Genomic DNA, 14,928 nt, shown 5'->3' on the forward strand with positions numbered 1-14,928 from the left:
ACATCCTAAATTTGCGACATTTATTTAACCGAGTCCAGAAAAATTTCGCATTGCAGCAAACTTCGCAGTTGCGTTAAGTTTATGCAAAATCAGGAGTTTTATTTTTCAACCGGAGTTTTTATTAGGAATTTTAGGGGTTTGCGGATTTGGTACAGAGACGACCGTGCTGTGACGGTTGGCGCCTGCACCGTGCCGAAACGCTCCATCTCCGACGAAATCAGGGTGCGCCTGCTCCGGTCGCGATCGAATTCAGCCTCTTTGTGCCGTAATGGGAATGGGAGCCGGTAGCTGGAGACAGCCTATCGGAGCCATGGTCCGACTGTCATAATTATGGAACTCTATTGCGGCGATGTTACTGAAGTCACATGGCGTGGCCAGCGATAATTGTGGCGACATTGTGTCATCGAAAGCGTGTAGTCGGAGGAGGAAGTCCGGGTCCGAATCAAACGATGGCGCACGATAAAGGCCATCGGTCCAATGAGCGCATATCGAAATTCGAAGGTAAGACTGCCTGGCGGGAATGTCGCTGCGGCAGGGCGGCGGACTTTCGTGCTATGCCTGCTCAAGCACAGGCGCGGTGCCGCCCCAGGAGACGAAGTTGGGGTTTGCGAAATCGAAATCGGCGGCCGCGCCGGTTTTACCGTAGATAAGTGGCTGGCCGTCCATCGTAACGGTCGATCCGCCAGCAGCGCGCAAGACTGCGTCACCGGCCGCCGTATCCCATTCCATGGTGCGGGTGAAGCGGGGGTAGACATCGGCCTTGCCTTCGGCCAGCAGGCAGAATTTTAGCGATGAGCCGATATTGCTGCATTTGGAGATGGCATGGCGCGTCAGAAAGAGGCCAGTCTCTGGACTGTCGTGACGAAAGCTCGCGAGCGCCAGGCTCTCGGCCGGTTGCTTGCGGACTCTGATCTGTTTTCTCTCGACGACTGCAAAATTCTCGTCGATTGCCAGTTTCTCTGCACTTCCGCGTTCGCCTGAAAAAGCGATACCGAGCGCCGGAGCATAGACGATGCCGGCAATAGGGATGCCGTTTTCCACATAAGCGATGTTGACGGTGAACTCCTGGCGCTTGTCGAGGAATTCGCGGGTGCCGTCGAGCGGATCCACAAGGAAGAAGGGCTTTCCGGCGACGTCAGGAACCTTGCCGGCGGCTACCGATTCCTCGGCGATGACAGGAATCTCGGGGAAGTCGCGCTCCAGGTGGGCAAGTATTATGCGCTCAGCCTCCTGGTCGGCAATCGTGACCGGACTCGCATCAGCCTTCATTTCTACCTGGCAGCCGTTGCAGAAGACCTCTATGATGGCCCTGCCGGCTTCGAGTGCTGCCTGTTCAAATGTCCTCAGCATATTCCTGTCGCTCGTCTGCGAGTTCGCCATGCGATCGCCACTCCATATATAGTGTCCGCTCAGCGTTGCCGCATCCCTTGCCGCGTTTTGAATAATACTATCAGTCTTGCGCATGCCCAGAAAGTGCGCCGTGAGTATTTGGCCGCGAAATGGCATTTGCAATTGACAGCATCTTCGAGTTTGTAATTTCGTCAACTTTCCTACTTGTGGAACAGTTTGCGCAACGCGAAGATTGCCGGTTCCATTCCGGCCAAAGGATTAATTGCCGAATTCCACTCTGGCTAAAAATTTGTCAGCCGATGCCGTTTTTGTGTGGAATTTGGTTTGAATTGCGCCATTTACCGCTGTTTGCCCAAGATTCTGGCGCGTTGAACCCTTTTTGTCTTCACATTTCCAGCGAAACCGCTATGCAATGCGAGCCAGTGGCTCATGTGAAAGCATGAGCGATAAAATCAATAAGAGATGCAACTTAAATTTGGTTCGCATCCAGGGGAAATGACATATGGAGTATTTCGTCCAGCAGCTCTTCAACGGGCTGACTCTCGGATCCATCTATGGTCTTGTGGCTATTGGCTATACGATGGTTTACGGCATTATCGGCATGATTAACTTCGCTCATGGCGACATTTTCATGCTTGGTGGTTTCGCTGCTCTTATCGTCTTTCTCGTCCTCACATCGATCTTCGCAGGTCTTCCGGTAGCCGTGCTGCTGCTGGCGATGCTTGTGATCGCGATGCTGATGACGAGTTTGTGGAATTGGACGATCGAGCGTGTCGCTTATCGCCCGCTGCGCGGTTCATTCCGCCTGGCGCCGCTGATCACGGCGATCGGCATGTCGATCGTGCTGTCCAACTTCATCCAGGTGACGCAGGGTCCGCGCAACAAGCCGATCCCGCCGCTCGTCGGCACGGTTTATAATGTCGGCGGCCTGTCGATCTCGCTGAAGCAGATCATTATCATCATTGTAACCGTCGTCCTGCTCGCCGCTTTCTGGTTTATCGTCAACAGGACGGCGCTGGGCCGCGCCCAGCGCGCGACGGAGCAGGATCGAAAGATGGCGGCTCTGCTCGGTGTCAACGTCGATCAGACGATCTCCATCACTTTCATCATGGGTGCGGCGCTCGCTGCCGTCGCCGGCACGATGTATCTGATGTACTATGGTGTTGCATCCTTCACGGACGGCTTCATTCCGGGCGTCAAGGCTTTTACCGCGGCCGTGCTCGGGGGCATCGGTTCGCTGCCCGGCGCCGTTCTTGGCGGGCTCATGATCGGTCTCATCGAATCTCTTTGGTCAGCCTATTTCACCATCGCGTATAAGGATGTCGCTACCTTCGCCATCCTCGCTTTCGTGCTGATCTTCAAGCCGACGGGTATTCTCGGGCGGCCGGAAGTCGAGAAGGTATAAGTCATGACAAACATTGACACGTCCTCTGGCAAGCTCGAGGCCGCGCTTGTCCAGAAGGGGCTTAAAGAAGCCTTCTTCACCGGCCTCATCGCGCTTGGCCTGTTCGTCCTCTATGTCGGTCTCGGCACGCAGCAGAACATCAACAACGAACTGATCATCGTCCAACGCTGGGGCCTGTTGGCAATCTTCGTGCTGATCGCAGCCGTCGGCCGATTCATCATGGTCGTTTTCATCAGGCCGCATCTTGATCAGCGCAAGCTCTCGAAGGCCCGTCATGGCGAGCTTGATATCTCGACGGAAAAGGGCTTCTTCCGGACGCATTTCCTAAAGATCGCACTCGCATTCCTTTTGATTTATCCGCTTGCGACGGCCTATTTCCTTGGCCCGCAGGGTGCGTTGAAATGGGTGGACAATTTCGGCATCCAGATCCTGATTTACGTCATGCTCGCATGGGGCCTGAATATCGTCGTCGGTCTCGCCGGCCTGCTCGACCTCGGCTATGTCGCCTTCTATGCGGTCGGCGCCTATTCCTACGCGCTGTTGTCGGCCCATTTCGGCTTGTCCTTCTGGCTGCTGCTGCCGCTCGCCGGCATCTTTGCAGCTCTCTGGGGCGTCATCCTCGGCTTTCCGGTGCTGCGCCTGCGCGGCGACTATCTGGCAATCGTGACCCTTGCCTTCGGTGAGATCATCCGTCTCGTCATCGTCAACTGGACTGAGGTGACCAAGGGCACCTTCGGTATCTCCGGCATCGCCAAGGCTTCGGTCTTCGGGATCTGGACATTCGATGTCGGCAAGGCGAACAATTTCGCCAAAGCCTTCGGTCTGCCGTCATCATCGGCCTATTACAAGATCTTCCTGTTCTACGTCATCCTGGCGCTCTGCATGCTGACGGCCTATGTGACGATCCGACTGCGCCGCATGCCGATCGGCCGTGCATGGGAAGCGCTTCGCGAGGACGAAATCGCCTGCCGTTCGCTTGGCATCAACACGGTAACGACGAAGCTGACGGCTTTCGCCACCGGTGCAATGTTCGGCGGCTTCGCTGGCTCCTTCTTCGCTGCCCGCCAGGGCTTCGTTTCGCCGGAATCCTTCGTGTTCCTCGAATCGGCAGTCATCCTCGCCATCGTCGTTCTCGGCGGCATGGGCTCGCTGACGGGTATCGCGATCGCTGCCGTCGTCATGGTCGGCGGCACGGAAGTACTGCGCGAAATGGACTTCCTTAAGGTCGTCTTCGGACCGGAGTTCACACCTGAACTCTACCGTATGCTGCTCTTCGGCCTCGCCATGGTTGTCGTCATGCTGTTCAAGCCGCGCGGTTTCGTCGGCTCGCGTGAACCGACTGCCTTCCTCAAGGAGCGCAAGGCGGTATCTGGAAGCTTTACCAAGGAGGGCCACGGTTGATGAGCCCTGTCGAGAACACGATGTCGAATGAGACTTTGCTCAAGGTCGAGCACCTGTCGATGAAGTTCGGCGGCCTGATGGCCATCAATGACTTCTCGTTCGAGGCCAAGCGCGGCGAAATTACCGCGCTGATCGGTCCGAACGGCGCAGGCAAGACGACCGTTTTCAACTGCATCACCGGCTTCTACAAGCCGACGATGGGCATGATCACGCTGACGCAAAAGAGCGGCAGGCAATACCTGCTCGAGCGTCTGCCGGACTTCCGCATCACCAAGGAAGCAAAGGTCGCTCGTACTTTCCAGAATATCCGCTTGTTTTCGGGCCTCACCGTCCTGGAAAACCTGCTCGTTGCACAGCACAACAAACTGATGAGAGCCTCGGGTTTCACCGTGCTCGGTCTGCTTGGTATCGGTCCCTATAAGCGGGAAGCGGCGGCTGCCATCGAGCTTGCGCGCCACTGGCTGGAGAAGGCTGATCTGATCGACCGAGCCGACGACCCTGCCGGCGATCTGCCGTACGGTGCCCAGCGCCGTCTGGAAATTGCGCGTGCCATGTGCACTGGGCCGGAGTTGCTCTGCCTCGACGAGCCCGCGGCTGGTCTCAATCCGCGTGAATCGGCAGCGCTCAATGCGCTGCTGCAAGGCATTCGCACTGAGACCGGCACGTCGATCCTGCTCATCGAGCACGATATGTCTGTCGTCATGGAAATCTCCGACCACGTCATCGTTCTGGAATATGGTCAAAAGATTTCGGACGGCACGCCAGATTATGTCAGGAACGACCCGAAGGTCATTGCGGCATATCTTGGTGTCGAGGATGAAGAAGTTGAAGAGGTCATTGCGACCGTAGAAGGGGGCGCAATCTGATGGCTGGAGAACAACTTCTCAAGGTTCAAGGCGTCGAAACCTATTACGGCAACATCCGCGCACTCGCCGGCATCGATGTCGAAGTGAAAAAGGGCGAGATCGTCAGCCTCATCGGCGCCAACGGCGCAGGCAAGTCGACGCTGATGATGACGATCTGCGGCAGCCCGCAGGCTCGCACCGGCTCGATCATCTTCGACGGCCAAGACATTACCAAGCTGCCGACGCATGAAATTGCGCGGCTGCGCATTGCACAGTCGCCGGAAGGTCGCCGCATTTTTCCACGCATGACCGTTCTGGAAAATCTCCAGATGGGCGCCGGCCTGGACAACCTTAAATATTTCGATGACGACGTGGAGAAGATCTTCGTGATGTTCCCGCGGCTCAAGGAGCGCCAATCGCAGCGCGGCGGCACCCTTTCAGGCGGTGAGCAACAGATGCTGTCAATTGGCCGTGCATTGATGGCACGTCCCAAGCTCCTGCTGCTCGACGAGCCCTCGCTCGGCCTTGCACCGCTGATCGTCAAGGGCATTTTCGAAGCCATCAAACTGCTGAACGAGAAGGAGGGGCTCACCGTCTTCCTCGTGGAGCAGAACGCATTCGCAGCGCTCAAACTGTCGCACCGCGCCTATGTGCTCGTGAACGGCAAGGTAACGATGAGCGGCAGCGGCAAGGAACTGCTTGCCAATCCCGAAGTCCGCGCCGCCTATCTCGAAGGCGGGCGGCATTGATCGCGCTAGAAGGGGGAATTTGACTATGCAAGGCCTTTTCTTCGAAAGCGATAACGGCGTAAAGATCGTCATCCGTGCGTTCGTGGTGCTCATCGGTTTCTGGACCGCGTGGCGTGCCGGCAGGGCTGTTGCGGACGGCTGGAATAAGTATCCTCTAGTCGTCGTCTATACCTTCCTGCTCGCCTGGGCGATGCAATTTCTGCATCATGCGCTGTTTGCCGGACCCATGCTCAGCGCCTTCTTCTACGTCATCGATTTCGTAACTCTGCTGATCTTCTCGACCGCCGGGTTCCGCTATCGCCGCACCAATCAAATGGTCAACAACTATTACTGGCTGTACGAAAAAACTTCCGCGTTTTCGTGGAAGGAGAAACATTGACAGCCCGTTGAAACTAGGCATGAATTGCCTTCAGAGTGGAACAGCTTTCCCGGCGTGGTCAATGGTGGGTAGTGCGCCGGGTCTTCAAACGAAACCCGCCCAAAAATTGGGAGTAACAATATGAAGAAGTCTCTCTTGTCAGCGGTGGCACTGACGGCGATCGTCGCGTTCGGCGGCGTCGCACGAGCTGACATCCTGATCGGCGTTGGCGGCCCGCTGACGGGTCCAAACGCTGCATTCGGCGCCCAGCTTCAGAAGGGTGCCGAGCAGGCAGCCGCCGACATCAACGCTGCTGGCGGCATCAACGGCGAGAAGATCAAGATCGAGCTCGGTGACGACGTTTCCGACCCGAAGCAGGGCATCTCCGTTGCCAACAAGTTCGTCGCCGACGGCGTGAAGTTTGTTATCGGCCACTTCAACTCGGGCGTTTCGATCCCGGCTTCTGAAGTTTACGCTGAAAACGGCATTCTCGAGATCACTCCGGCTGCTACCAACCCGGTCTTCACCGAGCGTGGCCTGTGGAACACGTTCCGCACCTGCGGTCGTGACGACCAGCAGGGCGCTATCGCCGGCAAATATCTTGCCGATCACTTCAAGGATGCCAAGATCGCCGTCGTTCACGACAAGACCCCATACGGTCAGGGCCTTGCCGACGAAACCAAGAAGGCTATGAACGCCGCTGGCCTCACCGAAGTCATGTACGAAGGCATCAACGTCGGCGACAAGGACTTCTCGGCCCTCATCGCCAAGATGAAGGAAGCCGGCGTGTCGATCATCTACTGGGGCGGTCTGCACACCGAAGCTGGTCTTATCATCCGCCAGGCTGCCGACCAGGGCCTGAAGGCAACGCTCGTTTCGGGTGATGGTATCGTTTCCAACGAACTGGCCTCGATCGCTGGCGACGCCGTCGCCGGTACGCTGAACACCTTCGGTCCCGATCCGACGCTGAATCCGGCCAACAAGGACCTCGTTGCGAAGTTCAAGGCTGCCGGTTTCAACCCGGAAGCCTACACGCTCTATTCCTACGCTGCGATGCAGGTGATCGCCGGTGCCGCCAAGGCCGCCGGTTCGACAGACGCGGAAGCCGTTGCCACGGCCATGAAGCAAAAGGGTCCGTTCCCGACGGTTCTCGGCGACATCTCGTACGACGAAAAGGGCGATCCGAAGATCCCCGGCTATATCATGTACGAATGGAAGAAGGGCGCGGACGGCAAGTACACCTACGTCCCGCAGGATGCAAAGTAAGGTTCTAGCCTTAATTTCTTCGTGGAGGCCCGGTCATCGACCGGGCCTCTTTCGTTCTGCCGACATGTTTTGAGATTGTCCGAAGTTTCGAAGGCCATTCCATTGGCGGCTTGATTGCCCTAAGCCAGAGACAAAGGATGGAGGAACCAGATTGATGCCCAGACCCCGCATTCTTGTCACCCGGCGTTGGCCTGCCGCCGTGGAAGCCGTGCTCGCCGAGCGCTTCGAAGTGACGCTCAACAGGGATGATATACCGCTCGGCGAAAACGAGCTGCGCCAGGCTCTGTCGGACTATGATGCGGTGTTGCCGACCGTTTCCGACAAGCTGCCGGCGGCCGTCTTTGCGGGAGATATCCGCACGAAGATGCTTGGCAATTTCGGAGTCGGCTTCAATCATATCGACATCGCCAGTGCGAAGGCGAAAGACATTACGGTGACGAATACGCCGGGCGTGCTCACCGATTGCACCGCCGATATCGCCATGCTGCTCTTACTGTCCGTCGCACGTCGCGGCGGAGAAGGCGAGCGGCAGGTGCGTGCCGGCGAATGGAAGGGCTGGTGCCCGACGCACATGATCGGCACGAAGGTGACTGGAAAGACGGTTGGCGTCATCGGTTTCGGGCGGATTGGCAGGGCCTTTGCGCAACGCTGCCATTTCGGTTTCGGCATGGATATCGTGTTCTACAACCGCTCTCAAGTCGATCCGGCAGAGGCCGCACGTTATGGCGCGCGCCAGCTTTCGACGGTGGAAGATGTACTGGCGGTTTCCGACTTCGTCTCGTTACATTGTCCCGGCGGGGCAGAAAATCGGTATTTGATGAATGCGGCGCGGTTTGCCGCGATGAAGCCAGGTGCCTTCCTCATCAATACAGCGCGCGGAGATGTGGTCGACGAGGCGGCGCTGATTGCAGCGCTTGCAAACGGAACGATCAGTGGCGTGGGGTTCGATGTCTACGAGCGGGAGCCGCAGGTCCCCGAAGCGCTGGTGCGGATGGAAAATGTCGTTCTGCTGCCGCATCTTGGCAGCGCGACCGAGGAAACGCGCACGGCGATGGGGATGAAGGTCGTAGAGAATGTGACGGCCTTTTTCGAAGGACGGGAGGTGCCGGATCGGGTGGCCTGAGGCGTTTTGATAGGCTCACATCTCATGCAGCACATGCGCCGCCTTCACCGCGGCAGATGCCCTGTTCTCGACGCCAAGCTTCACATAGATCTGTTCGAGGTGTTTGTTCACCGTGCGCGCGGAGAGGCCGAGGATTTCGCCGATATCGCGGTTAGCCTTGCCCTTGGCAATCCACATCAGCACCTCAGATTCGCGCTGCGTCAGCGCAAAATGCTGACGCAGCACTTCGTCGTCATTGCGCTTGTTGGCAGCCGTCAGACGGAACAGATATTCCTCGGGGCCGATCGCGCCGAGGAAGGCGAGCTGCAGGGCACCCTGTCCGGCATGGGCGATGGAAATGAGGCCGTCGCGGGCGGCTGCGGCGCGTTCCTTCATCCAGTTGCCGATGGTGCGGGAGACGACTTCCATGCCGTCGTCGCTCCCAATGGCAGCGTTGACGAGGCGCGTTGCCTGCGGCGTCGACCAGTGGATTGCACCGTTGCCTTTTACGGCCAGCAGGTGGCGGCCTGCGGCATCGAGCGCCACACGTGCGCTCTGCGCCGACCGGGCGTTGCTCAGGTGGACGCGGATGCGGGCGCGCAACTCATCGATATTGATCGGCTTTGACAGGTAATCGACACCGCCGGACTCGAGCGCGTGCACGACGTGCTCGGTTTCGGTGAGCCCGGTCATGAAGATGACGGGCACCTGGGCGACAGCGGCATTGGCCTTCAGCCGGCGGCAGGTCTCAAAACCGTCCATTGAGGGCATTACTGCATCAAGCAGGATCAGATCGGGTGTGATGCGCTCGACAATGTTGAGCGCGGCCGAGCCCGACGTGGCGATCAGCACGGAATAGCCCGACTGTTCCAACGCGTCGGTCAGGAAGCCGAGTGCCTCAGGCGAATCGTCGACCAGCAGAACGATATCGCGGGGAAGCTCAGCCAACGGTTTCACCCTTTTCTTCAAATTTGCGCAGGAAATCCATGAAGCCGGCGAGATCGAAGGCGGCGACATAGGAGCGGAGTTCTTCCGTGAATGGCTGATTTGCCTCCACCTTGGCAAGGTCGTTCAGCTTGGCTTCTATACCTCTGACGTAACCGATCTCGCCGAGACGCAGCAGTTCCTCCACATGCGCGGCTCCGGGATTTTTCAGCGGCATGGCGGCGGTTGCCGGTGCCGGCGTCTGATCATCGGCATAGAGCCATTTTAAGCCGAGATGCAGGGCAAGCTTGTCGCGTAACTGTTTGATATCGACCGGCTTGCCGATTGCGTCATTGTGGCTGTCGTCGCTGCCGTCATGGGCGGCGGCATCACCGATATTGGCTGACAGCATCAAGATCGGTGATGCGCGTCCTGTTTCGCGCAGCCGGGAGACGAGCTGCCAGCCGTTCATGCCGGGCATGGAAATATCGACAAGGAAGAGATCCGGCTCGATGCCTTCGACCAGAGTCAGACAGTCAGGACCGCTCGCTGCCGTCAGCACGATGAAATCGAGCGGGACCAGGATTTCACGCATCATCTCACGATGATCCTCGTTGTCGTCGACGACGACGATGGTGCGGCGCGGACCGTCATAGCTGACGATCTTTTTCTCCTGCGGTGGGGCAGCAGGGCGCACGACCGCCGACAGCATGAGGCGCACGCGGAAGGTGGAGCCCTTGTCCTTTTCGCTCGCGACAGAGATTTCGCCGCCGAGCGTATTGGTGAGCAACCGCGTGATGGTCAGGCCAAGTCCTAGACCGGGCATGGGCCGCACGCTTTCGGCCTCGCCACGCTGGAAGGGCTCGTAGATGCGCGTCAGATCCTTCTCGGCGATGCCGCGACCAGTGTCGGAAACCGTGAAGGTTGCGACCTGGCTGCGGTAGCCTACGTCGAAGCTGACGCTGCCTTCGTCGGTGAACTTGATGGCATTGGAAAGCAGGTTGACGAGGATCTGGCGCAGCCGCTTTTCGTCGGTGCGTACGAACTGCGGCAGAGCTTGTGACCGTTCGTGGATGAAGGTCAGCCCCTTCGCCTGCGCTTGCGGCCGGAACATGTCGACGATCTGGTCGAGGAAGTCCTGAATGTTGATCTCGTTTGAATAGACCTGCAGGCGGCCGGCTTCGATCTTCGAAATATCCAGAAGGCCGTCAATGAGACCCGAGAGATGCTCGGCACTGCGGCGGATGACCTTGATGGAGGACTGGCGCGGCGGGGGGATCGTATCGTCGCGCTCGAGGATCTGCGCGTAGCCGAGAACAGCATTCAGTGGCGTGCGCAGTTCGTGGCTGAGGCCAACGACATAGCGACTTTTGGCGCGGTTGGCGGCTTCCGCCGTCTCCTTGGCGGTTTGAAGCGCGGCATCAGTTTTCTTATGGGCAGCGATTTCCTTGAGGAGCAGCGTGTTCTGCCGCGAAGATTCCTCTTCTGCTACCACGCGGCTGTCATGGGCGAGCACATAGAACCAGCAGGCGATGCCTGCGATGACCGAAAAGACGAAGAAGACGATCAGGATGGTGCGGTTGACGACTTCGGCCGTTTCTGGCGAAGCCGAGGCCATCTGATGGGCGATCATGGCGAGGATTGCGCCCACGGCAGTCAACGCGAGCACAACGGCAATGCCGTAGCGGCCGAGGCGGGTTGTCAGTTTCTGGACAATTGTTTCTGGCAGCAGCGTCTTTGCGACGGCGCCGACCTGCGCGTTGAAGCGGGCCCTTGGCTTGCACATGTCGTGGCAGCGGCTGTCGAGCGAGCAGCAAAGGGAGCAGATCGGCGCGGCATAGGCCGGGCACCATGCCATGTCTTCAGGTTCGAACGGATGCTCGCAGACGGAGCAGGTGATGGTGGTCAGGTTCTTCCAGGCGTGACGCGGCTTGCGGGCGAGGTAATACTTGCCCTTCGTTATCAAGGCGAGAGCAGGCGAGGTGATCAACGCAATCACCAGCGTGATGTAAGGGGCAAGTGAGGCGGCGAGCGAGCCGAAAATGCCGAAATGGGCGACGAGCGCAATGCCGGCAGATAGCGTCATGGCGCCGAGGCCGACCGGATTGATGTCATAGAGATGGGCGCGCTTGAATTCGATGCCGGGAGGTGCAAGGCCGAGGGGCTTGTTGATGAAGAGGTCGGCCGAGATGGTGCAGAGCCAAGCCATGGCAATGATCGAGAATATGCCGAGCGTTTCCTCGAGCAGCCGGTAGATGCCGAGTTCCATCAGGAGCAGCGCGATCGCCACGTTGAAGACCAGCCAGATGACGCGGCCGGGATGACTGTGCGTCAGGCGCGAGAAGAAGTTCGACCAGGCGAGTGAGCCGGCATAGGCATTCATCACGTTGATCTTCAACTGAGAGACCACCACGAAGGCGGCCATCAGCAGCAGGGCGGCATTATGCCAGGGGATCATATAGCCGAAGGCGGTCAGGTACATTTGCGCGGGATCGGCGGCGCGGTCGACCGGCACGCCTGATGTGAAGGTCAGCACCACGAGGAAGGAGCCGGCGAGTAGCTTCGGCGCGCCGATGATGACCCAGCCCGGACCGGCGAGGAAGACGGCGAGGCGGTGGCGCCATTTGCGCTGCGGGTCCGGCGGCAGGAAGCGCAGGAAGTCAGCCTGTTCGCCGATCTGCGACATAAGCGCCAGGATGACGGCGGAAGCCGCGCCGAATTCGACGAGGTTGAAATCAGCGACGGTGCCGGGCGGACCGGACGCATGGCGAATGCCGGCAAAGGCGCGCCAGACATCGAATTGGCCCCAGTCCATAAAGGCGATGAAGATGAAGGGCAGGATGTTCAGGACGATCCAGAACGGCTGGGTCATCAGCTGGAATTTGCTGATCAGGCGCACTCCGTGGGTGACGAGCGGGATCACCATGACGGCGCTGATGATGTAGCCGATCCATAAGGGAATGCCGAGCGTGAGTTCCAGCGCGCCCGACATGATCGAGGCCTCGATCGCAAAGAGCATGAAGGTGAAGCTCGCATAGATCAGCGAGGTGATGGTCGAGCCGATATAGCCGAAGCTCGCGCCGCGCGTCAGCAGGTCGATGTCGACGCCATGACGGATCGCATAGCGGCTGATCGGCAGGCCGATCGCCAGCATGGCGATGGAGGCGACGATAATGGCGAAGAAGGCATTGGTCGTGCCGTAAGAGAGCGTAATGGCGCCGCCGATCGCCTCCAGCGCCAGGAAAGAGATCGCGCCGATCGCTGTCTGCGAGATGCGCTGTGACGAGAAACGCCGGGCGCTCTTTGCGGTAAAGCGCAGCGCGTAATCTTCCAGCGTCTGGTTGGCGACCCAGCGATTATATTCGCGTCTCACCGGAATGATGCGTTGGCGCGCTGTCATGCCTTCTTTCTGGCATCCTGGTTGGGATCATCGTCTCCTTGGCACTTTTGGCGGGACGAGCAGGAAAGGCAAGAGGCCGCGTTCCGGCGGATTCACATAACGGCAATATTTTTGAAACCGTTCCGTCACATAAGGGCTCTAACTCTCCTGCCATTCGTTCAACCATTCGGTATTGCCCATGTCTGTTTTCAGCCTTTGCCGCCTGAGCACCGCTCTCGTCTGTCTTCTTTCGACCGTGCCGTCGCTTGCTGCCGCTGAGCAGACGACGGTGACGAAAGCGCCCTACGTAGAGGCCGGAAACACCAATAAGCGTGGTGATGCCTGCTTCTCGACGGCAGACACCAATGCTGCCGTTCATCTCCTCTCCGGCTTCCTCGAAGTCTGGACGCCGCGCACGCCCTTCGTCGACGCTGGTGTTGAGGCTCCGGCCAAGGACAATTGTCCCGCGGTCGTCAAGACGGATTGGGACGGCATTCCCTTCAGCAAGACCGATGGCCAGATCGTCAACAAACTCGTCCATGACGCCAATATCGCCTATGTCGTCAAAGCGACCAAGGCGCGGACGGCCGAACAGGCGGTCGCCGCCTATCTCGACGATCGCCGCGGCAAGAATGCCAGCATCGTGGATGGCCTTGGCCCGTTGACGGATGCCTGGAAGGCCGGCTCCAAGCAGACCACCACGATCACCGAAGTCGCAGCCGATGCGACGACCGTCAAATATGACGACAAGGGCAACAATCGCGGCGCCGGCAGCAGACCGGACACGGAGAACAAGACCGACGCCAATGCGGACATGGGTCTTGCCATCGACTTCATCAATGCCGCAAGCGGTGACGGCTCGACAGAGCCCGCCAAGCGTTATTTCAAATATGGCCGTCCCTACCGCTGGAGCCAGGAGGTGTCAGTGGTGCCGGCGCTCGAGCCCGCCAAGAGCGGCAAGCCAGTCGAGGACGGCGGCTTTCCGAGCGGGCATACGGCGGAAGCCTGGCGGGACGCGCTCGCCATGGCCTATCTCGTGCCGCAGCGCTTTCAGGAGATGATCACGCGCGCCAGCGAACTGGGCGAAAGCCGTATTCTGGCGGGTATGCATTCTCCGCTCGACGTCATGGGTGGCCGCATGCTCGGCACCGCCACGGTCGTCTATAACCTGAACAAGGCCGACAATGCCGCTTTGAAGAGTGATGCTTACGCTCAGGCGCAATCATGGCTGATTGCCAAATCGGGCGTTGCGGATGCGGCTGCGCTCGAAGTTGCAGCCCATGCAGCGCCGCTCGCAGCAGACCGTTTCGCCAATCATGACGCCAATCGCAGCTACGTGCTGCAGCGCCTGAGCTACGGCCTGCCCACGATCCATCCGACCGGTGAGCCGGCCCGCGTGCCCCAGGGCGCCGAGGTGCTTCTTGAAACGCGTCTGCCCTATCTCGACGTCGAACAGCGTCGCAACGTGCTCGGCACGACGGAGATCGCCTCGGGCTATCCACTCATCGACGACGCCGAAGGCTACGGCCGCCTCAACCTGTTTGCCGCCGCTGACGGTTACGGCGCCTTCGAACAGGATGTGACCGTGACGATGGATGCGGCGAAGGGCGGCTTCAATGCGATCGACACCTGGCGCAACGACATCGGCGGCAAGGGCAGGCTCGTCAAGCGCGGCAGCGGTGTCCTCCGGCTCGCAGGCGACAACACTTATGCCGGCGGCACGGTGCTGGAAGACGGCGTCTTGGTGGCAGGATCGCCATCGGCCTTCGGCATCGGGGGGCTGACGCTTAATGGCGGTTTTCTCGTTCTGGCGGCCGACAAGCCGTTGGCCGTGGGCGGCGATTATCAGCAACTCACCAGTGCAACGGTAAAGCCAACGCTTGGCACAGACGGCGCCGGCGTGCTTGTCGTCGAAGGCACGGCGGCGCTTGCCGGCGATCTCGACGTCACGCTTGTCGATGGCTTTGTCCCGGCGCCCGGTACGAAGATCGAAATCCTGAAGGCCAAGGCTGTCACCGGTATCTTCGAAAAGTTCACCATCTCCGGCCATAGGGCGAGCCTGTCCTATGGTCCGACATCGGTTACTTTGACGATCGAGGGATAATATCAAACGGGCAGGGACATCCTCTTCCTGAGCATGTCCCTGCCG

11 protein-coding genes are annotated in these 14,928 nt (G+C 59.1%); 8 read left to right on the forward strand and 3 right to left on the reverse strand.

The genetic code is table 11. From position 1 onward, the window contains the following. Nucleotides 1-552: 552 nt before the first annotated feature. Nucleotides 553-1,350, reverse strand: coding sequence for a 3'(2'),5'-bisphosphate nucleotidase CysQ (gene cysQ, locus FHX15_RS00705; protein WP_184393968.1), 798 nt, complete (start codon nucleotides 1,348-1,350; stop codon nucleotides 553-555). 502 nt (nucleotides 1,351-1,852) lie between these two features. On the opposite strand from cysQ, the gene FHX15_RS00710 reads away from it, so the two are divergent. The 7 genes from FHX15_RS00710 to FHX15_RS00740 all read left to right on the forward strand — a co-directional run bounded on the left by FHX15_RS00710 (nucleotide 1,853) and on the right by FHX15_RS00740 (nucleotide 8,497). Beyond that, the gene (locus tag FHX15_RS00710) at nucleotides 1,853-2,755 is read left to right on the forward strand and encodes a branched-chain amino acid ABC transporter permease (protein ID WP_184392788.1); all 903 of its coding nucleotides are present in this window, start codon (nucleotides 1,853-1,855) and stop codon (nucleotides 2,753-2,755) included. Nucleotides 2,756-2,758: 3 nt separating this feature from the next. Next, nucleotides 2,759-4,156 carry a high-affinity branched-chain amino acid ABC transporter permease LivM gene (gene livM, locus FHX15_RS00715; RefSeq protein WP_184392790.1) on the forward strand — a complete coding sequence of 466 codons (1,398 nt, stop codon included), beginning with the start codon at nucleotides 2,759-2,761 and terminating at the stop codon, nucleotides 4,154-4,156. Then, nucleotides 4,156-5,022, forward strand: a complete 867-nt coding sequence (locus tag FHX15_RS00720) for an ABC transporter ATP-binding protein (RefSeq protein WP_184392792.1) — start codon at nucleotides 4,156-4,158, stop codon at nucleotides 5,020-5,022. Before livM ends, FHX15_RS00720 begins: the two co-directional genes overlap by 1 nt. Continuing rightward, nucleotides 5,022-5,750, forward strand: a complete 729-nt coding sequence (locus tag FHX15_RS00725; protein ID WP_184392794.1) for an ABC transporter ATP-binding protein — start codon at nucleotides 5,022-5,024, stop codon at nucleotides 5,748-5,750. Before FHX15_RS00720 ends, FHX15_RS00725 begins: the two co-directional genes overlap by 1 nt. Nucleotides 5,751-5,775: 25 nt before the next feature. Beyond that, nucleotides 5,776-6,129, forward strand: coding sequence for a DUF6867 family protein (locus FHX15_RS00730; protein WP_184392795.1), 354 nt, complete (start codon nucleotides 5,776-5,778; stop codon nucleotides 6,127-6,129). 120 nt (nucleotides 6,130-6,249) lie between these two features. After that, the gene (locus tag FHX15_RS00735; protein WP_184392797.1) at nucleotides 6,250-7,374 is read left to right on the forward strand and encodes a branched-chain amino acid ABC transporter substrate-binding protein; all 1,125 of its coding nucleotides are present in this window, start codon (nucleotides 6,250-6,252) and stop codon (nucleotides 7,372-7,374) included. A 154-nt stretch (nucleotides 7,375-7,528) separates the two neighbouring features. Continuing rightward, the gene (locus tag FHX15_RS00740; protein ID WP_184392799.1) at nucleotides 7,529-8,497 is read left to right on the forward strand and encodes a D-glycerate dehydrogenase; all 969 of its coding nucleotides are present in this window, start codon (nucleotides 7,529-7,531) and stop codon (nucleotides 8,495-8,497) included. A 15-nt stretch (nucleotides 8,498-8,512) separates the two neighbouring features. Here FHX15_RS00740 and FHX15_RS00745 read toward each other — a convergent pair whose 3' ends face one another. Together FHX15_RS00745 and FHX15_RS00750 are read right to left on the reverse strand one after the other, a co-directional pair. Then, entirely contained in the window at nucleotides 8,513-9,424 is a 912-nt protein-coding gene (locus FHX15_RS00745; protein WP_184392801.1) for a response regulator transcription factor, read from the reverse strand. Beyond that, complete coding sequence (locus FHX15_RS00750; RefSeq protein ID WP_184392803.1) at nucleotides 9,417-12,800, reverse strand: ATP-binding protein; 3,384 nt, start codon at nucleotides 12,798-12,800, stop codon at nucleotides 9,417-9,419. Before FHX15_RS00750 ends, FHX15_RS00745 begins: the two co-directional genes overlap by 8 nt. Before the next feature lie 178 nt (nucleotides 12,801-12,978). On the opposite strand from FHX15_RS00750, the gene FHX15_RS00755 reads away from it, so the two are divergent. Then, nucleotides 12,979-14,883, forward strand: coding sequence for a phosphatase PAP2 family protein (locus FHX15_RS00755; protein ID WP_184392805.1), 1,905 nt, complete (start codon nucleotides 12,979-12,981; stop codon nucleotides 14,881-14,883). Nucleotides 14,884-14,928 lie beyond the last annotated feature (45 nt).

Origin of the sequence: Rhizobium sp. BK650 (assembly GCF_014195325.1) — a bacterium.
Classification (GTDB): domain Bacteria; phylum Pseudomonadota; class Alphaproteobacteria; order Rhizobiales; family Rhizobiaceae; genus Rhizobium.